Source organism: uncultured Plantibacter sp., from assembly GCF_963518075.1.
Taxonomy (GTDB): Bacteria; Actinomycetota; Actinomycetes; order Actinomycetales; family Microbacteriaceae; genus Plantibacter; species Plantibacter flavus_A.
The window spans coordinates 51,143-71,231 of sequence record NZ_CAUQHZ010000014.1 but is presented as its reverse complement, the minus strand read 5'-3'; the positions used below and the strand labels follow the sequence as shown (position 1 = coordinate 71,231).

Genomic DNA, 20,089 nt, shown 5'->3' with positions numbered 1-20,089 from the left:
GCCTTCCTTCGGCCACCAATGATACGCACGGCATCCTGCCCGCCCGGTTCACCGGCGGCGTGGGATGACGCGTGGAGCGCCCTCGTCTTGCGTCACGGGAGCGCCCCACAGGAGCCGGGAACCGCAGCCAACCCGAACGTTCCCTGAATTCTCGACGCTTGTCGGCTGGGCGGCCGACGTCCGCTGGCAGACTGCGGACATGACTGATCAGCATGCCAAAGCCGTCCTCCTCAACTCCCTCCACGAGCCGGGCTCCCCGCTCATCGTCACCAACGTCTGGGACGCCATCACCGCGAAGGTCGTCTCCGAGGCCCCCGGCGTCGTCGCCCTCGCCTCGGCGAGCCACTCGGTGTCGAACGTCCGTGGGCTCGAAGACGGCGGTGGCCTCGACGTCGACGAGGCGATCGCCGCCGCGAAGATCATCGTGGGCGCCGTCGACCTGCCCGTGACGATCGACTTCGAGAAGGGCTACGCGTCCGACGCGGCCGGCGTTCGTGAGAACGTCCGCCGCCTCATCGTCGAGTCGGGTGCCGTCGGGATCAACCTCGAGGACTCCGTCGGTGCCGCGAAGGCCCCGCAGTTCCCGATCGAAGAGGCCGCGGCCCGCGTCGCCGCCGCTCGCGCCGGAGCCGAGGACGCCGGCATCCCGCTCGTCATCAACGCCCGGGTCGACACCCTCGCCGGTGACCCTGAGGCGTGGGACGAGGCCGTCGCTCGCGCCAACGCCTACCTCGAGGCCGGTGCGGACGTCGTCTTCTTCCTCGGGCTCGGTACGGAGGAACTCGTCGCCAAGGCCATCGAGCAGGTGCACGGACGCATCTCCGTCATCGGCTACCCCGGCGCGGTCCCGCTCAAGCGCCTGGCCGAACTCGGCGTCTCACGCGTCAGCTTCGGCCCCGGCACCCTCGGCCTGACGCTCGCCGCCCTCCAGCGTGCGGCGACCGGCCTCACCGAGCTCGGCGAATACCCCGAGGACCTCGGCTTCTCCTTCGAGCTCTGATCCTCGACTGACGACCCGTTCTCAGGAGAACCCGGGCGTGGCGCGGTGCAACGCCTGCGGCGCGCCGGGGGACTCCTGAGACAGGGTCGCGGGTTCCGGTCAGGACGTCAGGAACCAGTACCAGATGATGAGCATCGTGATGAGGAAGCCCGTCAGGAAGTTGAGGCGGAGGAACCGCTTCCAGCCCGCGTTGGCCCGCTCGGCGTCCTCCTCGCGGAGGTTCCAGAACGGCAGCACACTCGCGGCGTAGGGCAGTGCGAGCAGGCCCGCCAACGGGATGGGCCACGGGGTCACGAGCATCAGCGCACCGCCGGCGAGGTAGGCGACGAAGGCGAACCGGACGGTCGCCGCCGCACCGATGACCGTCGCGATCGAGCCGATCCCGCCCTCCCGGTCGGCGATGATGTCCTGCACCGCACCGAAGGCGTGGCTGGCGATCCCCCAGAGGAAGTAGCCGACGAGCAGCGCCCAGAGCGCGGGCGTGAAGACCGCACCGGCGAGGACGAGGCCGTAGACCGCCGGGCTCACGAAGTGCGTGCTCGAGGTGAGCGAGTCGATGAACGGCCGCTCCTTGAACCGCAGGCCGGGTGCGCTGTACGCGATGAGCGCGAACACGCTGATCGCGAGGACGAGCCACGAGAGCGGCGACCCGATGACGACGAGGTAGACGAGGAACGGGACGTTCGTCACGATCGCCGCGAAGATCGTCAACCGGTGCATCCGACGGTCCAGGACCGCGCCCTCGACGCCGCCCTTGCGCGGGTTCCGCAGGTCGGACTCGTAGTCGAAGACGTCGTTGATGCCGTACATCGCGAGGTTGTACGGGATGAGGAAGTAGAGCGTCCCGAGCCAGAAGGTGAGGTCGAGCTCGCGCGTGGTCAGCAGGTACGCCGCTGCGAACGGGTAGGCGGTGTTGATCCACGACAGCGGTCGGGAGGACAGCACGAGCTGGCCGAGTCGGTTCATGCCGGGTCCTCCTGGGACGGGGATGGGGAGACGGGAGCAGGGGTTGGGCGCTCGAGGAGCACCCAGAGGGACGGGAGCAGGACGGCCGCGGCGATGGCGTAGGCGAAGTCCTCGAGGGGTGCGATGCCGATGAAGGCGCCGGAGATGAGTGCCGGGTCGTAGCCGACGAGCCCGATGCCGATCATGATGTTGTCGAACAGCGCGGTCATCAGCAGGAGGACGACGAGCCCACCGCCCACCGCGAGCAGCCAGGTGCCCGCCGTCAGGCCGGCGGACCGCGATCCGTTCACACGGCTCCGATCGAGCCGCACGACCGCGAGCAGGGCGACGACCGCCACGACGGCGAGGAACCATGCGTTGAGGGCCCAGTAGGTCATCGTCCGCTCACCTCGGCGGCGCCGGTCGTCCGGCGGACCACCCGGCCGAGCGTGTGTCGCGCCGCACCGAACAGGTTCATCGTGAGGTAGCAGAGCAGCGTCAGGAAGAAGACCTCCTCGATCGGCAGCTCGGGCGCGACCTGGAGCCCGGTCATGAACGCCGTCTCACCGCGGAAGAAGATGCCGGTGCCGATGCCGAGCAGGTCCCACACGAGGAAGAACACGACGCCGATCGGCAGGATGATCGCGGCCCGCCGTCGATCGGCCCAGAAGAACAGCCGGAACCGCCGGTCGAGCATGACCATCCCGGTGATCGAGACGAGCAGCGCCAGCAGGTACAGCAGACCCATCAGCCGGTCGCCTCGGCGCGCGCGCGCAACGGCTCAGCCATCGGTCCGGTGGTGAGGTCGCCGCGCATGCGCTTCACGACGAGCTCCGCGCTGATGAGGCACATCGGCAGGCCGATGCCCGGGATGGTGGAGCCACCGGTGTAGAACAGGCCGTCGACCTTCTTGCTGACGTTGCCGCTCCGGAACATCGCGCTCTGCGAGAGGATGTGCGCCGGTCCGAGGGCGGTGCCCTTCCAGACGTTGAGGTCGGTCGCGAAGTCGGCCGGTCCGACGTCGCGACGCACCACGATGCGCTCGGCGAGGTCGGGGACGCCGGCCCACTCGGCGATCTGTGCGATGGCGGCGTCGCCGATCTCCGCGACCCGCGCGTCTCCCCCGCCACCGATGGACGGGTCGGCCGGGACCGGGACCAGGATGAACAGGTTCTCGTGGCCGTCGGGTGCGACGCCGGCATCGGTCGCGCTCGGGCGGCAGACGTAGAGCGACGCGGGGTCGGGCACGCTCGTCTCCTCGCCGAAGATGCGGCCGAAGTTGTCGCGCCAGTCGGCCGTGAAGAACAGGCTGTGGTGCAGGAGCTCCGGCAGCTCGCCGCGGACGCCGAGCATGACGAGCACGGCTCCGGGACCGGCCGTGCGCTTCTCCCAGTACTCGGCCGGGTAGGTCTGGAGTTCGCGGGGCAGCAGCGTCGTCTCGGTGTGGTGCAGGTCGGCGGCGGACACGACCCGGTCGGCGCGGAGCAGCTGCCGACGACCGTCGGCGTCGAGGTAGTTGACGCCGTCGACCCTGGCGCGGCGGCCGGCGGGCATCGTGGTGATGCCGGTGACCTCGGCGCCCGTGATGATCTCCACGCCCTCGGCGCGGGCGAGCTCGGCGATCGTGTCGATGATCCGCGAGAAGCCGCCTTGCGGGTAGAGCACGCCGTCCTCGAGGTCGAGGTAGCTCATGAGGTGGTACATGCTCGGCGCCTCGAAGGGCGAGGAACCGAGGAACACGGCCGGGTAGCCGAGGATCTGCTGCAACCGGACGTCGGAGACGGTGCGCGCGGCCAGGGTGTCGAGGTCCTCCGTGAGGAGCTTCGCGAGCTTCGGCATCCGGGCGAGGACCTCACGGCTCGCGAGCGTCCGGTACGACTCGAACGTCGTGTACAGGAAGCTCCGGATGGCGATCTCGTACGTCTCCTTCGCGCTGCGGAGGTACTCGTCCATCTTCGCGCCGGCACCGGGCTCGACCGACTCGAACAGGGCGAGGTTGCCGGCCCGGTCGGCGGCGAGGTCGAGGTGCCCGTCGCGGCCCTCCGAGTAGACGCGGTAGGCCGGGTCGAGTCGCCCGAGGTCGAGCTGCTCGGCCGCGGAGGTGCCGAGGAGCCGGTAGAAGTGGTCGAAGACCTCCGGCATGAGGTACCAGCTCGGGCCGGTGTCGAAGGTGAAGCCGTCCTGCTCCCAGGTGCCGGCGCGGCCGCCGAGCACCTCGCGTCGTTCGAGCAGGGTGACCCGCTGGCCGTCGCGGGCGAGGAGGGCTGCGGTGGCGAGACCGCTGATGCCGCCGCCGATGACGACGGTGCGGTTGTGGGAGGGGGTCATGACTGCGAGCTCTCGTCGATCGTCGGGATGGAGGCGGTGGTGCCGGTCGTGGCTGGTGTGCGACCGGCGAGCGCGCCGGCGGCGATGCGGAGCTTGACCGGGTCGGGCACCCGGACACGCGTGCGGACGAGGGCCGAGGCCGGCGTGGTCCGGATGCGTCGGGCGAGTTCCGAGAAGAGCTCCTGGGCGAGGGCGACCGCGCGACGGCTCGACTTCGGCAGCCGTCCGAGGACCGCTGCCGAACGGTCGAGATCGGCTTCGATGTCGTCGAGCAGGCTGTGCTTCTGCGCCTCGCTGAGCTCGTCGACGGCGACACCCGGGAAGTAGCTGCGTCCGAGCTCGTCGTGGTCGGCCGAGAGGTCGCGCAGGAAGTTGACCTTCTGGAAGGCGGCACCGAGACTCCTGGCGCCGACGACGAACGCGGCGCGCTGGGCGTCGTCGACGTCGTGGCCGCGCAGGAAGATCCGCAGGCACATGAGCCCGACGACCTCGGCGGAGCCGTACACGTAGTCGCGGAACGTCTCCGGGGTGTGGACGGTGCGCGAGAGGTCCGCGCGCATGGACGCGAAGAACGGACGGGTGAGGTCGGTCTCGATGCCCGCGGACCGCGCCGAGATGGCGAAGGCGTGGACGACGAGGTTGCTGCTGTATCCCGTCTCCATCGCATCCTCGGTGTCCTGCTCGAGGGCGTCGAGCATGCGGAGGACCCGCTCGGGGCCGAGCCCGGCCGCCGCGGCCACGCCGTCGACGATCTCGTCGGCGATGCGGACGAGCGCGTACACGTTCTCGACGTCCTGGCGGATGTCGCCACCCAGCAGCCTGGCCGCCAGACCGAAGGACGTGGAGTACCGACGGATGACGATGCTGGCGGTCTCCTGCGCGACCCGGTCGTAGAGCTGTCGTGCGTCGCCGACCGCCGAGGCGTCGTCCGCGGGTCGCCCGGTCCCGTCCCCTGCTGCGGTCATCGCGACCGCTCGAGCACGGTGGCGACGATGGGGCGGAGCTCGTCGCGGAGCTGCGCCGGGATGCTCGGCGAGGCCAGCTGTTCCCAGGCGCGGTTGGCGTAGTCACCGGCCAGCAGGGTCGCGTGCTGGCGGGCGCCCGTCGTCGTGAGGACGTCGCGCAGGACGGCGGCACCCTCCTCGTCGAGGTCCGGGTCGCCAAAGAGGTGCTCGACGGCGTGCCACTCGGGCTGCTCCGCTGCGAACGCCACCATGACCGTCAGCTTGCCCTCGCGGAGGTCGCCGATCGTCGTCTTGCCGGTCGTCTTCGAGTCGCCGAAGACGCCGAGGACGTCGTCGATGATCTGGTAGGCGATGCCGATCTGCTGTCCGAAGGCCCCGAGCGCGTCGATCGTCGCCTCCGGAGCACCGGCCAGGACGCCACCCGACTGCAGTGGCGCCTCGAACGAGTAGTAGGCGGTCTTCAGGCGCTCCATGCGGATGATGTCGTCGACCGTCGGGACGACGCCGCCAACCGTGAAGTCGACGTCGGCGAGCTCACCGGCTGCCGAAGCGGAGATGGCGTCGTCGAGGATCTCGCGCAGGCGGGTGCGGACCGAGTCGGCGCTCCCGGCACGGTCGATCAGGCGGTAGGACGCGGACAGCGCGAGGTCGCCCGCGATGACGGCGACGGACATGCCACGGTGCTCGGCGAGCGGCAGTGGGATGCCCGCGGTCTGCGCGATATCGCGGTAGCTGCCGGAGACGTTGGGGCTGCCGCGCCGGACGAAGTCGCGGTCGATCACGTCGTCGTGGACGATCAGCGCGGTGTGCAGGAGCTCGTAGGCGGCCGCGACGTGGGCGGCCGCGACGATGTCCTCGCCCCCCAGCGCCTCGTAAGCCGTCATGACCATCCGGGGACGGAACCGCTTGCCGCCGGCCATGCTGCGCTCGATGGTCTCCCAGAGCCGCAGGTAGCCGGCGCCGCCGAACGACACCGCCTGCGTCTTCGCCAGTTCGAGGAAACGCTCGAGGGCATCCTCGACCTGATGCTGTTGTCGATAGGGCACGTCGACGACGTGGTGGGTCTCCATATCACGAGGCTACTTCACGGAGCGGCGAGATTAGTACGCTAGCTGTCCATTCGCGTTCGCCCCGTTCGTCGGGGAGAATGGACGCATGTCGGTACCCGAAGAACTCGTCGTCCTGCTCGCCGAGGACGGCACCCGCATCGGCACCACGCCGAAAGCGACCGTCCACACGCAGGAGACGCCACTCCACCTCGCGTTCTCCTGCCACGTCATCGGGCCCGACGGACGCATCCTCGTGACCCGACGCGCGCTCTCGAAGCTCACGTGGCCGGGCGTCTGGACGAACTCGTTCTGCGGACACCCCGGCCCGGACGAGGACAGCGTGGACGCCGTGCTGCGTCGGGCGAGTGCCGAACTGGGCCTGCCGATCTCCGCGCCGGAACTGATGCTGCCCGACTTCCGGTATCGCGCCGTCGACGCCTCGGGCGTGGTCGAGTACGAGATCTGCCCGGTCTACGTCGCCTACACGGACGCGACGCCCGAGCCGAACCCCGACGAGGTCGTGGAGTGGGCCTGGGCCGAGCCCGAATCGCTCTTGGCGTCCGTCGAGCAGGCACCCTTCGCGTTCAGCCCGTGGCTGACGCTCCAGCTGCCGCTCGTCGTGCCGCTGCTCGCGGAGTCCACGGCCCGCTGAGCCGCCCGGATCTGCACGGATCGCCCCGGTTTTCGAGCAGATTCAGGCGACTGAGCGAGGTCAGGCGCCGCGGAGTGCGTCGACGGCCGCGGCGATCCGCTTGTCGCGCGTCGCATCCGTCTTCGCCAGCGCGACCGGCTCGGCCAGCGCGCGCTGGCGGCTGAACGACAGGGCTCCGTAGGCGGCGAGCGCCTGCTCGTCTCCCGCGAGCGCCGTCTCGAGCTCGGGCGGCAACGGGAACACGCGCGGTGCCTCGTCGAGCTCGAGGTCCACCTCGACCTCGTCCCCTCCCGCGACCCCGGCGGCGGCGCGGTTGGCGGCGCTCAGCGCGATCAGGTACCGGCCGCCCATCGGCGTGATGGTGCTGCGGTAGGTGGTCGCACCGACGGTGACGACGACGGGCACGCGCTTGCCTCGATCCAGGCCCTCGACGACGGCGTCGGGGACGAGGATGCCGGTGTTGTTGCCCTGGAGTTCGATGACGGTGCGGAATCTCATGCGCTCAGTATGGCCCGGGGCCGCCTCGCGGTGAAGACCAGGACGAGGGAGCCGGCGACGACCCCGATTCCGAGCACTTGTCCGAGGCTCAGTGCCTCGCCGAGGACCACGAGGCCTGCCAGCACGGCGACGACGGGACTCAGGAGACCGAGGAACGACACCGACGACACGGGGAGCGCGGCGATGCCACGGAACCACAGGGTGTACGCGAGGGCTGTGCCCACGAGAGAGAGGTAGGCGTACCCGCCGATCGCCGCTGCGTCCGGGGCGGCCGATGGGAGCCCCTCGACGATGAGCAGCACCGGCACGAGCACGATGCCGCCGGCGACGAGCTGCCAGGCGGTCGACGCGAGGCCGGAGACCGAGACGCCGCTGGCCGCGGTCGGGTCCGAGCCCGGGTCCGCGCATCGGCGCGTGCCGATCCGGCGGCCGACCTCGGGTCTCCCCCACCGCTTGCTCAGCACCGATCCGAGCGACATCGACGCAGCACCGGCGAGTGCGGCGACGACGCCGACCGCGTCGAGGCGGGCGTCGGCCTGCAGCACGATCAGCGCGACGCCGGCCACTCCGGCGAATCCCGCGACGACCCGGCGCACGGTCAACGTCTCCCCCACCAGCAGGCTCGCGAGCACGGCGACGAGCACCGGGCCGATCGCCCCCATGGTCGCGGCGACCCCGCCGGGCAGTCGGTAGGCGGCGAGGAAGAGGAACGCGAAGAAGGCACCGATGTTGAGCGTGCCGAGCACGAGCGATCGCCACCACCAGCCGCCGACCGGGAGGGTCCGCGTGATCGCGAGGAGCAGGAGGCCCGCAGGCAGCGCCCGGAGCACGGCTGCCAGCAGCGGTCGTCCTGGCGGGAGCAGTTCGCTCGTGACGAGGTAGGTCGTCCCCCAGCTGATCGGGGCGATGGCGGTGACGGCGGCGATGCGGAGTTGATTGCTAAGCACTGAGCAATAATAGCTCAGCACTAAGCAAATCACTATGCTGGCCGGATGAGCACGCGCGTCGACGACATCCTGGGCCAGTGGCGGACCGAGCGACCCGATCTCGACGTCTCCCCCATGGCCGTCATCGGACGACTGTCGCGAGCGGCGACGGCGGTCGACGCACGCCTCTCCTCGACCTTCGCCGAGCACGGGCTCGACAGCGCGTCGTTCGACGTGCTCGCGACGCTCCTCCGCTCGGGCTCACCGCACGAACTCGCGCCGAAGGACCTCGCCCACTGGTCGATGGTGACGTCGAGTGCGATCGCCCAGCGCGTGAACAAGCTCGTCGAGCGCGGTCTCGTGACGCGCCGTCCGAGCGAGCAGGACGGGCGCGGCACGGTCGTCGCCCTCACCCCGGCCGGCAAGCGCCTCGTCGAAGCGGCCCTGCCCGATCACCTCGCCGCCGAGGAGCGCATCCTCGACGGCTTCTCCACGGCCGAGCGCGAGCAGCTGGCGTCGTTCCTGGAGCGCCTGGCGCGCACCGACACCTGAGTGTCGCGGTGGAGACGGAGCCACTCAGGCGATGCGGCGACCCTCGTTGTGCTCCTGCAGCCACCAGGTCGCGCCCTCGTCGTCGGACACCCAGCTCTCCCAGGTGTACGAGTCCTCGGTGATGCCGCTGAAGTTCCACCGGATGAGCTTGTCGTCGTTCCGCGTGCCGTCCTGGCGGATGCCGTCGGAGCGGTGCGGCGTCGCGACGAGCTGGCAGAACTCGCCGCGCCGTGGCTCGACGTAGTTCACGCGCCAGGCGCCCATCAACCGGTCGTACACGCGGAGAGCCGTGCTGACCGTCTCCCAGCCCGACGGTTCGGCGTCGTTCGCGACGAGCTGGACGTCCTGCACGGCACGCCCATCGAGGATGTACGACACGATCCAGCGGAAGTCGGACTCGACCCACTCGCCGCTCTCGTCGTCGAGGCGCTTCGAGTGGACGTCCCAGGACCCGACGAACTGGCCGAACCGGACCATGCGACGCGGGTAGAGCGACGTCGGCCCGTCGGCGGTGATCGCGCGGGCGAAGTCGGGTCGCTCTGACGTGCTCATGGCGGGGCCTTTCTGCTGGTCCACCTGTTCGTCCGTCGTCGGGACACCCGCCTCAGTCCTGCGTCAGCGTTGCGTCTCGCCGACGTCGGTCCGGTGGAAGTTCTGGAAGGAACGGGAGGCGGTGGGGCCGCGCTGTCCCTGGTACCTGGAACTGTACTCGCTCGACCCGTACGGGCGCTCGGCAGGTGACGTGAGCCGGAAGAAGCACATCTGACCGATCTTCATCCCCGGCCAGAGCTTGATCGGCAGCGTCGCGACATTGCTGAGCTCGAGGGTGACATGGCCCGTGAAGCCCGGGTCGATGAAGCCGGCGGTCGAGTGCGTGAGGAGACCGAGACGACCGAGCGAACTCTTGCCCTCGAGGCGTGCGGCGACGTCGTCCGGGAGGGACACCCGCTCGTACGTGGACCCCAGGACGAACTCGCCGGGGTGCAGGATGAACGGCTCGTTCGGCAGCGTCTCGATGAGGCGCGTCAGCTCGGGCTGATCCTCCGCGGGATCGATGAAGGGGTACTTGTGGTTGTCGAAGAGACGGAAGAAGCGATCGAGGCGCACGTCGATGGACGACGGCTGGATCATCTCCGGCGAGTAGGGGTCGAGCGCGATGCGGGAGGCGTCGAGTTCGGCTTTGATGTCACGGTCCGAGAGCAGCACGGTGACAGTGTATCGGCCGGGAGCCTGAAGCCTCGGGCCGGTGGCGGCGCCCGGATTCGCTACGATGCTCCCACGGTGACGACCTCCGCGACCCGGCGGAGACCGGTCGCGCCGCCCCAGCGACCTGGAGGCCTCCGATGACCAGACCGCACGTCCTCATCCTGCAGCACGTCCCCTGGGAGCGACCGGCGGTGCTCGGCGAGGTGCTGACGGCATCGGGGATCGACTGGACGCTGGACACGGTCGTCGAGCGCCGTGAGCTGCCGCCGGCGCGCGAGATCACCGGGTTCGACGGGCTCGTCCTCCTCGGTGGCCCGATGGGCGCGCTCGACGTGGAGGAGCACCCGGGTCTCGGGCTCGAAGCGCAGCTCGTGCGCGATGCGGCGGTACTCGGCATCCCGGTGTTCGGGATCTGCCTCGGGCACCAGCTCATCGCTACGGCCCTCGGCGCCACCCTCCACTCGGCGGCGGCGCATGAGGTGGGTGTCGGCGACGTCGAACTCCTGACCGAGAGCGAACTCGGTATGCGCGGAGAGCGGCTACCGGTGCTGCACTGGCATGGCGACGTCGTCGAGGCTCCGCATGGGGCGACAGTGCTCGCGTCGTCGCCGTCGACGCCGAACCAGGCGTTCCGGATCGAGGACTGGGTCTTCGCGACGCAGTTCCACCTCGAGGTCGACCCGCCGATGCTCGACCGATGGCTCGCGGAACCGCTCATGCTCCGCGACCTGCCGTTCATCGCCGGGACCGCGGACGAGGCGGCCGACCGGCTGCGGTCCGAGGTCGCCGCCGTGGCGGGGCCGATGCGCGAAGCCGGCGAGCGGTTGTTCGGGGCCTTCGCCGACGCGGTGCTCCGACGGACGAGCGTCGATCCGTCATTGCGATAGGGCTCGGATCCCGCCCGGACGCACCACCCCGGACACAGCGAAGCGGCCGGCCCCCGGAGGGACCGACCGCTTCGTGGACTCGAATTCGAGTTAGAGCGCCTTGCGACCCGTGATCGTCCTGATCAGGAACGCGATGATCGCGATCGCGAGCAGCACGAGGCCGACCCACAGCAGGAAGTTGAGGGACTGGACGAACCCACCGGTGATGGCGAGAACGATGGCAACGACGATGACGATGATGAGCAGGATGTTCATGGTGAAGCTCCTTTCGCAGAACTCCGTCCACCGTATGGGGGCCCGACCATTCCGTCGCGGGGGTTGACATCGTCCGAAGTCGTTCCGCTACGCGCGCGGAGCGCCCCCGCGTTGCACACCTCCGCCATCCACCGTGTCGGTGTGTGCCAGCGCGGTGCGCTGACGCGAGCGCGGACCACACGCGTGAGCGCGGGTCTCCGGAGGGTCGCGCTCACGCGTATGGGCCGCGCTCAGGCCTGATCCCGGGTGTTCGCGCCAGCGCACCGCGCTGGCACCGAATCACCACAGCTCGGTCGACAGCACCGCGCTGACCAGGGATTCCCGAGCCGAAGACCGTCCCGGGCGAGCCGCGCTAGAGGAGGCCCGGCTGGTCGGCGGGGTCACCGTCACCGGGCTCGGAGCCCGGCTCGTCGACCGTCGGCGCCGCCATCGGATCGTCGCTCTCGGGAGCGTTGTCGGGCAGCGATCGTGAGATCGCCTCCTGCGCGTCGCCGATCGGGTCGTCCATCTCGTCTCGTGGGTCGCTCATGCTGATTCCTTTCCTCGTGTCCCGACGGTAACGCGGGACGCCTCACAGCCACACCCCCTGGCAGAACGGTCCGATTCGTCCTACGAGTCGGGTGCCCAGGTCCGTCAGGACGGTGTCGATGCCGCTTCCCCGAGTCGCTTCGCCGCTGCGAGGACGCGTGCACTCGCGAACGGTTCGACCGTCGGTGCCCCGGCCGCGTCGAACACCTCGATCCCGGAGGCGTCGCGGTCGGACCTCGACCAGCCCGGTGACCCGTCTCGGACGAACGCCACGACGGCACCGTGGACCCGATCAGCCAGCTCCTGCGGCGCGTGCGGGCCCGCCACCCGGGTGACGTCCGGGTCGTCGAGCACGTCGAAGATGAACGGGACGTCGAGGCAGTGCTCCGCGATCCCGCTCACCGCCGAGCGCCACACGAAGTCGGAGACCCAGGTCTCGGCGTCGTCACGCAGCGCCAGCCAGCGGATGACGCGCTCCCGGAACATGACGTCGCTCACGAAGCGACCCGCGACGAGTCCCGTGCGTTCGCCGGGCTGGGTCGCGACGTACGCCTCGGCGAGCGGCTCCGGCACACCCATGAGCTCGAGGGCACGCGTCGGCGCCACGGCGTCGAACTCGTCGAGCCGACCGGTGAAGAACCCGGCGAACTCCTCTCGGGTCGCGCTGACGAGCAACGGCTTGTCCGCACCTCGTCCCGCGATCATGCCCGCTTCGACGGTGTCGACGACCAGCTCGCCGTCGACCACCGGCCCGAGACCGAGGCGGCCGTTCATCGTCGTCATCCCTCGGAGCACGGACTCCGGATCGGTCGCCCCACCGGGGACGGCCTCGAAGCCCTGAGCCTCGATCAGCGTCGCCTCCGAGACCCTCGCGAAACCGGCCAGGGTTGCGGGCACCCCGAGGTGCTCGGCGAGTCGCGCGGTCAGGGCCTGCGCCTCGACGAGCGGGACGTCGCCGGGCACTCCGGACACCGAGATCGCCCGCTCGAACAGGTGCCTGGCCGACGGGACCGTGAGCAGGGTCATGACGGACCCGCCGCCGGCGGACTGGCCGGCGATCGTGACCCGCTGCGGGTCACCACCGAACGCCGCGATGTTGTCGCGCACCCACTCGAGCGCGAGGATCCAGTCGAGCACACCGCGGTTGGCGGGGGCGTCGGGCAGCCAGCCGAACCCGTCGAAGCCGAGGCGGTAGGACACCGAGACCGTGACGACGCCGTCGCGGTTGAAGGCCCGGCCGTCGTACCAGGGGCTCGCGGGCGACCCGGCGATGAAGCCGCCGCCGTGGATCCAGACGAGGACGGGCAGGCCGGCGCCCTCGTCGGTCGGCGTCGGGTCGGGCGTGAAGACGTTGACGTTGAGCGTCGAGTCGCCGGGGATCGACGGTTCCGGGATCGTCGTGATCTCGGCCATGGCCTTCCGCTGCGGTGTCGCACCGTAGGCGGTCGCGTCGAGGACACCGTCCCAGGGCGCCTTGGGCTCGGGGGCCTGGAACCGTCTCGCTCCGATCGGCGGCTCGGCGAACGGGATGCCGAGGAAGGCGACCGACCCGTCGGCGCGGCGCGTGCCGCGAACCGCTCCCGAGGACGTCTGCGCGATGGGTTGCTCTGGGCTGGAATCGGTCGTCATCGGCGGATCCTCCGGGTACTCGGCTGCGCGCTCATCCGACGAGCGTCGCGTGGTGATCCGCCCAGTATGCCGCGTCGCACCCGAATCCCGTCCGATGTTCGGACTTCACCCAGCCGACCCACCCCATACGCCAGCGCGGTGCGCTGACCCGAGCGCGCCCCGGAGCCGTGAGCGCGGGTCTCTGGAGACCGGCGCTCACGTCCGATGCACCGCGCTCACGTCAGCGCACCGCGCTGGCCAACCCGATGAATGCGGGGTTGGCGGAGGGGTTAGGCGACGATTGCCGCGCGCAGTGCTGCTGCGGAGGCCGCCGGGTCGTCGGCCGAGTAGATCGCTCCACCGGCGACCGCGACCTGCGCGCCCGCCTGCTGCACCGACGCGATCGTCGACACGTTCACGCCACCGGCGACCGAGAACGGCACGGCGGCCGCTTCACCGTCGGACAGGAGCGTCTGGAAGGTGAAGCCCTCCTCGGCCTGCTCGTCGAGACCGGCGTGCATCTCGACGAATGCGGCGCCGAGAGCGGTGACCTCCTTCGCGCGCTGCACCTTGTCGGCGACCCCGATGAGGTCGACGACGACAGACTTGCCGTGCGCCTTCGCGGCCTTCACGGCGCCGACGATCGTGCTGTCACCTGCGGTCCCGAGGACGGTGACGATGTCCGCACCGGCGGAGAAGGCGATGTCGGCTTCGAGCTCACCGGCGTCCATGGTCTTGAGGTCGGCGAACACGATCTTGTCGGGGTGGGCGTCCTTGACCGCGGTGACGGCACGCAGGCCCTCGCTTTTGATGAGGGGTGTGCCGAGCTCGAGGATGTCGACGTAGGGCGCGACCTTCCCGGCGAGTTCGAGGGCTGCCTCGGTGGTGAGGACGTCCATGGCTACCTGGAGCTTCATGTGGTGCTGCTTTCTGTCGTGATGGGAGGCGTCCGACGTCTGCCGGGCGCGTTGAAAGGGATCGGGTGACTACTCGAGATTCGCGTGGCGCGGCCACAGCTGCTCAGCACTGACGCCCGCTGACTGCCAGAGCGCATGGAAGAACGCGTCGCCGAGCAACATGACCGCCTGCTCGAAGAGGCTGCCCGAGTACTGCACGGAACGCGTGCCGCCGTGGTCGGTCTTCTGCGCGGCGGGGACGACGATCGTCTCGGCGGCCAGCTCGGCAAGCGGGGATGCGGGGTCGGTCGTGATGGCGATCACCTGGGCCCCGACGGAGACGGCCGTTTCCGCGGCGCGGACCACACCCGTCGTCGTGCCGGAGCCGCTGGCGACGAGGATGACGTCACCCGCGACGATGGCGGGGGTCGTCGTCTCGCCGACGACGTGGACGGTGAGCCCGAGGTGCATGAGCCGCATCGCGGTCATCCGGAGCGCGAGACCGGAACGCCCGGCACCGGACACGAACACGCGGTCCGCCGTTCGCAGGCGGTCGAGTGCTCCGGCGAACGACGCCGGATCGGCCTCCAGCAGGCTCGACACGGTGCGATGCAGCTCGGCGTCGATCGCGGCGAGCGCCCCCTGGACCGTCGAGGTCGCAGGCGTCACCGACGTGGATGGAGGGACGGTGGGGTTCGACATCCCTCCATCCTGGGCGTGATCGGGTAGGTGCAGCGCTGCTCGCCCGAACGGTTCCACCTACCCGAACGGGTGGGTCCGGACCGATGAGATAGGGTGCGGACATGATCGAACGCACTGTCACCTACCCGGTCGAGCTGCTCGACGGGCTGGCCTCCGTCGCGTCCAGTTCGCTGCTGCGCATCGCCGGTGCGTTCCGGGAGGTCCTCGAGCCGGTCGTCGCCCATTCCGCGCTCGTGATCTTCACCGAGGACTGCACCGGCCGCCCCCGGAAGAAGGCCGGCGACCCCGCGATCGTCGAGGGCGTCACGATCGCCGAGCTCGACGCCGTTCGACAGCGCACCCCGCGCGGCCCGGTCACCACAGCGACCGCTGACACCGGACCACACGCCGACCGGCCGACATCGGCGGTGATCGCAGGCGCGGAACGTCCGATCGCCGCGTGGCTGGCCGACACCGGCGCCCTCCTCGTCCTGACCGACCCGCAGGGGTCGATCGACGACCGACTCATCGGCGCCCTGTGGGAGGTCGTCGCGGCCGGTATCCGGCAGCAGGTCGCGACGGCGGCCCCCGACTACCTCCGTGACTCGCGGGCGGCGTCGAGCGAGCGGGCCGGCGCCATCGCGGAACTCACCGACGCCCATGCGACGACACTGGAGTCGATCCTCGCCGTCACCCGGTCACGGCAGACGTCGGCGGAGGACGCCCGAACGGCGGTGACCGAGATCGCCTCGGCCGCGATGGTCGAGCTGCGGGCGGTGTCCGACCGCGACCGCCAACTGGCCGAGGAACCGGTCGCGCGCGCCTTCGCCAGACTCCGCGAGGATCTCCGTCCGCTGGCCCGCTTCGGCGGTCCCGAGGTCCAGTTCATCGAGCCGCCCGTCGACGGCCGGGCCCTCCCCGGTGAAGTGGCGCACGCCGGACGGGCGATCGTCCGCGGCACCGTCCTCGCACTCGTCGAGCAGTCCTCGGTCGGGCGGGTCCGGGTGCAGTGGGACTGCGACGGCAGCAACCTGCTCATCGGCATCCGCGACGACGGCCCCGGCGAGTTGACCGTCGACACCCCGAGTGTGCAGCAGCTCGGCGCTCGCGTCGCCGCACTCCGCGGCAGTCTCGATGTCCAGGCGACGCCCGGGTGGGGTTCGGAACTGCACGTGACGCTTCCGCTCGACCCACCGCCCGCAGCCCAGACACGTTCCGACTCGGCGGCCGCCGCGTTGACCGAGCGCGAATGGCGCGTCGCCGAGCTGGCCGCCGGAGGAGCACGGAACCGGGCGATCGCCGAGACCCTCACCATCAGCGAGAACACCGTGAAGTTCCACATCGCGAACGTCCTGCGGAAGCTCGGCGTGGCGAGCCGCGTCGAGCTGGCAGCCGCCTTGGCCGCCGGCCGCTGATCCCGTCCGGGCTCCGTCGCCGCCTACCGCTTCGTGCGCTTGCCGCCTCGATCGCGATCCCGGTCGCCGAACCGTCGCGTGATGAGCGCCCAACCGAGGATCCAGCTCCCGAGCGCCGTGACCAGCCACACCACCAGCGGTGCGAGCACCCAGGCGAGGACACCGCGGATGTGGAGGCCGCCGGGGAGGATCGACGCGACGAACAACGACACGAGCGTCGTCACGAGTCCGATGCCGCCGAGGATCGCTGAGGCGTAGCGCCGCGCGAGGCGCAGGATGAAGGGCCCGAGGACGCCCTGCGCGATCGTGAAGACGACGACGGCGATGACGAAACCGCCGAGCGACAAGCGGACGCCGGGTACGACCCAGTCCGCGACGAGCAGCCCGATCGCCGAGGACAGCAGACTGACGGCGATGCTCAGCAGGAAGCGGGTCATGTGCCGACCCTAGCGCTGGGTGTCGGCCGCGTCGAGAGCGCGACTGAGGGGAGGCGGATCGTCGCCTGACGGACGGCCGGACGACGACATGCCTCCCCTCGGGAGTGCCGGGACGGCTCAGTCCAGCGCGAGCACCCGACCGGTGCCGACACCCTCGATGGCGCGCACGAAGGCGAGGCCGACCACGTCGGAGGCGACGGGCGGGAAGCCCGGGAACGCGTCGTGGTAGCCGGTGGCCTCGGCGAGCACCGTGGGGCTGACGGCGTTGATGCGGATGCCGCGCGGGAGTTCCGGGGCGGCACCGATCACGAAGGACTCGACCGCTCCATTGGCCATCGAGGCCGCAGCACCAGTCGCGATCGGCTCACGGGCGAGGATGCCCGTCGTGAGCGTGAAGGAGCCGCCGTCGCGGACGAACGGGGTCCCGATCCGCACGACGTCGAGCTGGCTGAGCACCTTGCCGAGGAAGGCCGCGCGGTAGTCGTCGCGCGTCAGCTCCTCCACGGGCTTGAACGGGACCGAGCCGACGGCGACGATGACCGCGTCGACCTCGCCCACCTCGGCGAACAGCGCCTCGATCGACGCCTCGTCGGTGGTGTCGACGGCAGGCGCCGTCGAGCGGGACACCGCGATCACCTCGTGACGTTCCGCAAGGGCGTCCTGTGCCGCTCGTCCGACATGTCCACTGGCTCCGATCAACAGGATTCTCATGCGGGCGACGCTAGCACCGGCGTCGGACGCCGGCTCCGTCAGTTGGCGTCGTCCATCCCGGTGACGTGGACGGCGTAGCCGTGGCACCCTGCACGAGTCCAGTCGTAGGCGTCGCCGAGCGGGGTGTCGCCGTACTCCGCCAACTCGGCCGCCGGGCCGTCCTCCGAGAGGACCATCGTTCGCCGTTCGGGGTCGAGCAGCGCACGATTGTTCGTCCACGCGTACCAGAACCCCTGATCAGCCATGCACTTCGCGACGATCTGCTGCTGTGCCTCCCAGATCCCGTCGCTGAAGGTCGGGTCGGTACTCGGCACGATGTCGGCCGGGTCGGTCGTGGCGTCGTACCAGCCCTCCGGCGTCTGCGAGTAGTCGACGCCCGCCGCGGGCGAGACGGATTCGTCGGCGTCCGGGTCCGCGGGGACGACGGGTTCGACGGGTGGGAGTTCGTCCAGCGACGCCGCAGCCTGGGCCACCGCTTCGAGGGATCGGGCGTCGTCGGCCGCCGCCTGGGCGTTCGACACCCCGATGAACACCCCGCCTGCCGCCACCGCGAGCACCCCGCTCATCGCGATGCCGAGCCCGATCCGTCGTCGGAGCATTCCGGAACTCCGGCGGACGGGTGCCGCCTCCTGCGCCGCGTCCGGCCCGTCGTGGATCTCGCTGCCGCTCATACCGTCTCCCCCTGCATCGACGCCACTGCGTCCCGTTCCGTCGTTCGGCGACCCCCCGGCCACCACCACACCGCGGCTCCGATGAACCCGAGCGCCGCCCCGACCCCGATCGCCACGCTCATCACCCACCACGGTTCGAATCCGGCGCCGTGCGAGCTCAGGCGGGACACGATGAGCACGCCGGTCGCGCTGACGCGGTACATGATGTCGCCCGCGAGCACGCCGATGAGGACCGCTGCGGGCGCCAGGAGCCCCGCGCCGAGCCATCGACTGCGTCGCCGCAGCGACAGCACGAGCCCCACGATGCCCAGGACCGCGGCGATCGCCACACCGAGCGCGCCCATCGGCACCTCGACGACGTCGCCGATGACGAGAGCACGCAGGATCCGGACGAGGAGGAACAGTGCCGCTCCCGTGACCAGGACGCCGCCGGTCACCACGAGCGCTGCGAGGACATCACCGGCCCGCCGCATGCCGAGCGACATCGGATCGACGCCGTGGCCCGCGCGCAACTGCCCGGAGCGCCACGAGAGGTCGTGCGGGATCCCGCGGATGGCCCGCAGCATGATGTCGCGCCGGAGCCGCTGTGGCGTGACGCCCGTTTCCTGGGCCCAGACGGCGTGCTCGTGCAGGTCGGAGGCGATCTCGTCGCGGCGCTCCCCGGCGACGTCGGGCGAGAGGTCTCGGGTGTACCACCCGCACCAGTTCAGGACGCGGTGGGCGGCCGCGCGGTATTCAGGCGTCCGGATGGCGGTCATGCGACCGCCCCTGCGTCCACGCCGCACCCGCCGGCCTCGCCGCGGAGGCCTCCTCACCGGCGATCCTCGCGTGCTCACGATCCCGGGCCGTCGCGCCTTCGCCCGTGATCCGATACAGCCGTCGACGGGGGCGGCCCTCCGCCTCGGCGACCTCCGGAGCCTCCCACGTCGCCTCGATCAGGCCGGCGTCCGCCATCCGCGACAGGGCCTTGTAGAGCGTGCCGTGCGCAGTGAGGGCGGCATCCCCGGCTTCGGCGAGCTGCTTGGCGAGGGCGAACCCGTAGAAGCTCCCATCGGTCGCCTGCAACACGGTGCCGACGTCGAGGATGTCGAGCTCGAGCGGGAAGAGCGTGCCGGGTCGTCTGCGTGCCATGGAGCCACTATAGGAAGATAGGTTCCGATACGTCAACTCCGGATCCGCGGTCGCACCGGTCGAGGACGACTAGCTCCCGTCGCGGATGTCCGACGGGGGTTCCACTCCGAAGGTGATCTCGTCGAACCGCGCCTCGCAGGGTGGACCGAGCGGCGCCTGCGAAAGGAAGCCGACGCGCACCGGGGCGTCGCTGTGCAGACGGAAGACCCGGACGAAGTCCCACGTGACACCGTCGGTCGAGCTGTGGAACGCCCATGCCTCGCCGAGACGGCTGACGCGCATCCACACGTGGTCGGCCGCGACGTGCGTCGAGTTCACGTCGTCCGACCAGGTGTTCGTCACGACGCTCACCACCATCGCCTGCCCCTGCGGCGACTGCTCGAAGCAGAGCTTGGCCCAGTGCTCGTCGTCGATCCAGAGTGCGAGGGCGCCGGCGTCGAAGGTGCTGCGCTCGCTCACGACCGCGATCCGCGCCGAGAGCGTGAAGTGTTCGGGTGCGTCGAAGGCGAGCGCCGTGGCACGCAACTCACGCGGCCCACCGAGCGAGCTGTTGCTCCAGTCGACGCCGGCGGCGGAGGTGAGGGTGAGCGCTCCGGCATCGGCGTCGAACGCGGCGATTCCGCGGGTCGAGGTCCAGGCGAGGTCGGGAAGCCCGTCGATGCGGGTCACGTCGGTGTGCATGGTCCGACCCTATCGGGATCGCCTGTTCCCGTGAGTCGCCCGGATCTGTTCAGAATTCGGCGGATTT

At 70.5% G+C, this 20,089-nt stretch carries 26 protein-coding genes; 5 read left to right on the top strand and 21 right to left on the bottom strand.

All coding sequences use genetic code 11. The features are described from left to right. Positions 1–199: 199 nt before the first annotated feature. Positions 200–1,000: an isocitrate lyase/phosphoenolpyruvate mutase family protein gene (locus tag RWN05_RS15440; RefSeq protein WP_064297138.1), complete on the top strand. Its 801-nt coding sequence runs from the start codon at positions 200–202 to the stop codon at positions 998–1,000. A gap of 99 nt (positions 1,001–1,099) precedes the next feature. Here RWN05_RS15440 and RWN05_RS15435 read toward each other — a convergent pair whose 3' ends face one another. The 6 genes from RWN05_RS15435 to RWN05_RS15410 are packed head-to-tail and all read right to left on the bottom strand — an operon-like array spanning position 1,100 to position 6,308. Next, positions 1,100–1,966 carry a prenyltransferase gene (locus RWN05_RS15435; RefSeq protein WP_064297137.1) on the bottom strand — a complete coding sequence of 289 codons (867 nt, stop codon included), beginning with the start codon at positions 1,964–1,966 and terminating at the stop codon, positions 1,100–1,102. Beyond that, on the bottom strand, positions 1,963–2,343 hold the full coding sequence (locus RWN05_RS15430) for a lycopene cyclase (RefSeq protein ID WP_314140208.1): 381 nt from the start codon (positions 2,341–2,343) through the stop codon (positions 1,963–1,965). The genes RWN05_RS15435 and RWN05_RS15430 overlap by 4 nt, the downstream gene beginning before the upstream one ends. Then, positions 2,340–2,693 carry a lycopene cyclase domain-containing protein gene (locus RWN05_RS15425; protein ID WP_064297135.1) on the bottom strand — a complete coding sequence of 118 codons (354 nt, stop codon included), beginning with the start codon at positions 2,691–2,693 and terminating at the stop codon, positions 2,340–2,342. Before RWN05_RS15425 ends, RWN05_RS15430 begins: the two co-directional genes overlap by 4 nt. Further along, positions 2,693–4,273: a phytoene desaturase family protein gene (gene crtI, locus RWN05_RS15420; protein ID WP_079001233.1), complete on the bottom strand. Its 1,581-nt coding sequence runs from the start codon at positions 4,271–4,273 to the stop codon at positions 2,693–2,695. Before crtI ends, RWN05_RS15425 begins: the two co-directional genes overlap by 1 nt. Continuing rightward, on the bottom strand, positions 4,270–5,238 hold the full coding sequence (locus RWN05_RS15415; RefSeq protein ID WP_064297133.1) for a squalene/phytoene synthase family protein: 969 nt from the start codon (positions 5,236–5,238) through the stop codon (positions 4,270–4,272). Before RWN05_RS15415 ends, crtI begins: the two co-directional genes overlap by 4 nt. Next, on the bottom strand, positions 5,235–6,308 hold the full coding sequence (locus tag RWN05_RS15410; RefSeq protein WP_079001229.1) for a polyprenyl synthetase family protein: 1,074 nt from the start codon (positions 6,306–6,308) through the stop codon (positions 5,235–5,237). The genes RWN05_RS15415 and RWN05_RS15410 overlap by 4 nt, the downstream gene beginning before the upstream one ends. 85 nt (positions 6,309–6,393) lie before the next feature. Here RWN05_RS15410 and idi point away from each other — a divergent pair, with 85 nt between their 5' ends. Then, a complete protein-coding gene (idi, locus tag RWN05_RS15405) occupies positions 6,394–6,939 on the top strand; it encodes an isopentenyl-diphosphate Delta-isomerase (protein ID WP_314140205.1) in 546 nt (181 codons plus the stop codon). Between the two features lie 60 nt (positions 6,940–6,999). On the opposite strand, the gene RWN05_RS15400 is transcribed toward idi, so the two are convergent. Both RWN05_RS15400 and RWN05_RS15395 read right to left on the bottom strand, forming a co-directional pair. Continuing rightward, a complete protein-coding gene (locus RWN05_RS15400) occupies positions 7,000–7,437 on the bottom strand; it encodes a YdeI/OmpD-associated family protein (RefSeq protein ID WP_071261816.1) in 438 nt (145 codons plus the stop codon). Further along, on the bottom strand, positions 7,434–8,384 hold the full coding sequence (locus RWN05_RS15395; RefSeq protein WP_314140203.1) for an EamA family transporter: 951 nt from the start codon (positions 8,382–8,384) through the stop codon (positions 7,434–7,436). The genes RWN05_RS15400 and RWN05_RS15395 overlap by 4 nt, the downstream gene beginning before the upstream one ends. Positions 8,385–8,429: 45 nt before the next feature. Here RWN05_RS15395 and RWN05_RS15390 point away from each other — a divergent pair, with 45 nt between their 5' ends. Then, positions 8,430–8,915, top strand: coding sequence for a MarR family transcriptional regulator (locus RWN05_RS15390; protein ID WP_314140201.1), 486 nt, complete (start codon positions 8,430–8,432; stop codon positions 8,913–8,915). 24 nt (positions 8,916–8,939) lie between these two features. Here RWN05_RS15390 and RWN05_RS15385 read toward each other — a convergent pair whose 3' ends face one another. Next, positions 8,940–9,467, bottom strand: coding sequence for a hypothetical protein (locus RWN05_RS15385; RefSeq protein ID WP_314140200.1), 528 nt, complete (start codon positions 9,465–9,467; stop codon positions 8,940–8,942). A gap of 63 nt (positions 9,468–9,530) precedes the next feature. Next, complete coding sequence (gene dcd, locus RWN05_RS15380; RefSeq protein WP_056009122.1) at positions 9,531–10,121, bottom strand: dCTP deaminase; 591 nt, start codon at positions 10,119–10,121, stop codon at positions 9,531–9,533. A gap of 137 nt (positions 10,122–10,258) precedes the next feature. Between dcd and RWN05_RS15375 the strand changes: the two genes are divergently transcribed. Then, a complete protein-coding gene (locus RWN05_RS15375) occupies positions 10,259–11,008 on the top strand; it encodes a type 1 glutamine amidotransferase (protein WP_314140198.1) in 750 nt (249 codons plus the stop codon). 90 nt (positions 11,009–11,098) lie between these two features. On the opposite strand, the gene RWN05_RS15370 is transcribed toward RWN05_RS15375, so the two are convergent. From RWN05_RS15370 to hxlB, 5 genes are all read right to left on the bottom strand, one after another. Further along, positions 11,099–11,263, bottom strand: a complete 165-nt coding sequence (locus RWN05_RS15370; RefSeq protein ID WP_162852292.1) for a hypothetical protein — start codon at positions 11,261–11,263, stop codon at positions 11,099–11,101. A gap of 352 nt (positions 11,264–11,615) precedes the next feature. Beyond that, positions 11,616–11,792 carry a hypothetical protein gene (locus tag RWN05_RS15365; protein WP_157583609.1) on the bottom strand — a complete coding sequence of 59 codons (177 nt, stop codon included), beginning with the start codon at positions 11,790–11,792 and terminating at the stop codon, positions 11,616–11,618. A 104-nt stretch (positions 11,793–11,896) separates the two neighbouring features. Further along, entirely contained in the window at positions 11,897–13,420 is a 1,524-nt protein-coding gene (locus RWN05_RS15360; RefSeq protein WP_314140197.1) for a carboxylesterase family protein, read from the bottom strand. Between the two features lie 269 nt (positions 13,421–13,689). Next, on the bottom strand, positions 13,690–14,316 hold the full coding sequence (gene hxlA / locus RWN05_RS15355) for a 3-hexulose-6-phosphate synthase (RefSeq protein WP_064297125.1): 627 nt from the start codon (positions 14,314–14,316) through the stop codon (positions 13,690–13,692). Positions 14,317–14,385: 69 nt separating this feature from the next. Continuing rightward, positions 14,386–14,997 (bottom strand): 6-phospho-3-hexuloisomerase, encoded by a 612-nt coding sequence (hxlB, locus tag RWN05_RS15350; protein WP_314140196.1) that lies wholly within the window; start codon positions 14,995–14,997, stop codon positions 14,386–14,388. Between the two features lie 101 nt (positions 14,998–15,098). Between hxlB and RWN05_RS15345 the strand changes: the two genes are divergently transcribed. Then, positions 15,099–16,391 carry a LuxR C-terminal-related transcriptional regulator gene (locus RWN05_RS15345; protein WP_314140195.1) on the top strand — a complete coding sequence of 431 codons (1,293 nt, stop codon included), beginning with the start codon at positions 15,099–15,101 and terminating at the stop codon, positions 16,389–16,391. 23 nt (positions 16,392–16,414) lie between these two features. Here RWN05_RS15345 and RWN05_RS15340 read toward each other — a convergent pair whose 3' ends face one another. From RWN05_RS15340 to RWN05_RS15315, 6 genes are all read right to left on the bottom strand, one after another. Further along, positions 16,415–16,828: a phage holin family protein gene (locus RWN05_RS15340; RefSeq protein WP_064297122.1), complete on the bottom strand. Its 414-nt coding sequence runs from the start codon at positions 16,826–16,828 to the stop codon at positions 16,415–16,417. 117 nt (positions 16,829–16,945) lie between these two features. After that, a complete protein-coding gene (locus tag RWN05_RS15335) occupies positions 16,946–17,539 on the bottom strand; it encodes a short chain dehydrogenase (protein WP_314140194.1) in 594 nt (197 codons plus the stop codon). Positions 17,540–17,577: 38 nt separating this feature from the next. Next, complete coding sequence (locus RWN05_RS15330) at positions 17,578–18,210, bottom strand: hypothetical protein (protein WP_314140192.1); 633 nt, start codon at positions 18,208–18,210, stop codon at positions 17,578–17,580. Beyond that, positions 18,207–18,968, bottom strand: coding sequence for a hypothetical protein (locus RWN05_RS15325; RefSeq protein WP_314140191.1), 762 nt, complete (start codon positions 18,966–18,968; stop codon positions 18,207–18,209). Before RWN05_RS15325 ends, RWN05_RS15330 begins: the two co-directional genes overlap by 4 nt. Next, entirely contained in the window at positions 18,946–19,341 is a 396-nt protein-coding gene (locus RWN05_RS15320; RefSeq protein ID WP_314140190.1) for a PadR family transcriptional regulator, read from the bottom strand. The genes RWN05_RS15325 and RWN05_RS15320 overlap by 23 nt, the downstream gene beginning before the upstream one ends. A gap of 69 nt (positions 19,342–19,410) precedes the next feature. Then, entirely contained in the window at positions 19,411–20,022 is a 612-nt protein-coding gene (locus tag RWN05_RS15315) for a DUF1349 domain-containing protein (RefSeq protein ID WP_314140189.1), read from the bottom strand. Positions 20,023–20,089: the final 67 nt, after the last annotated feature.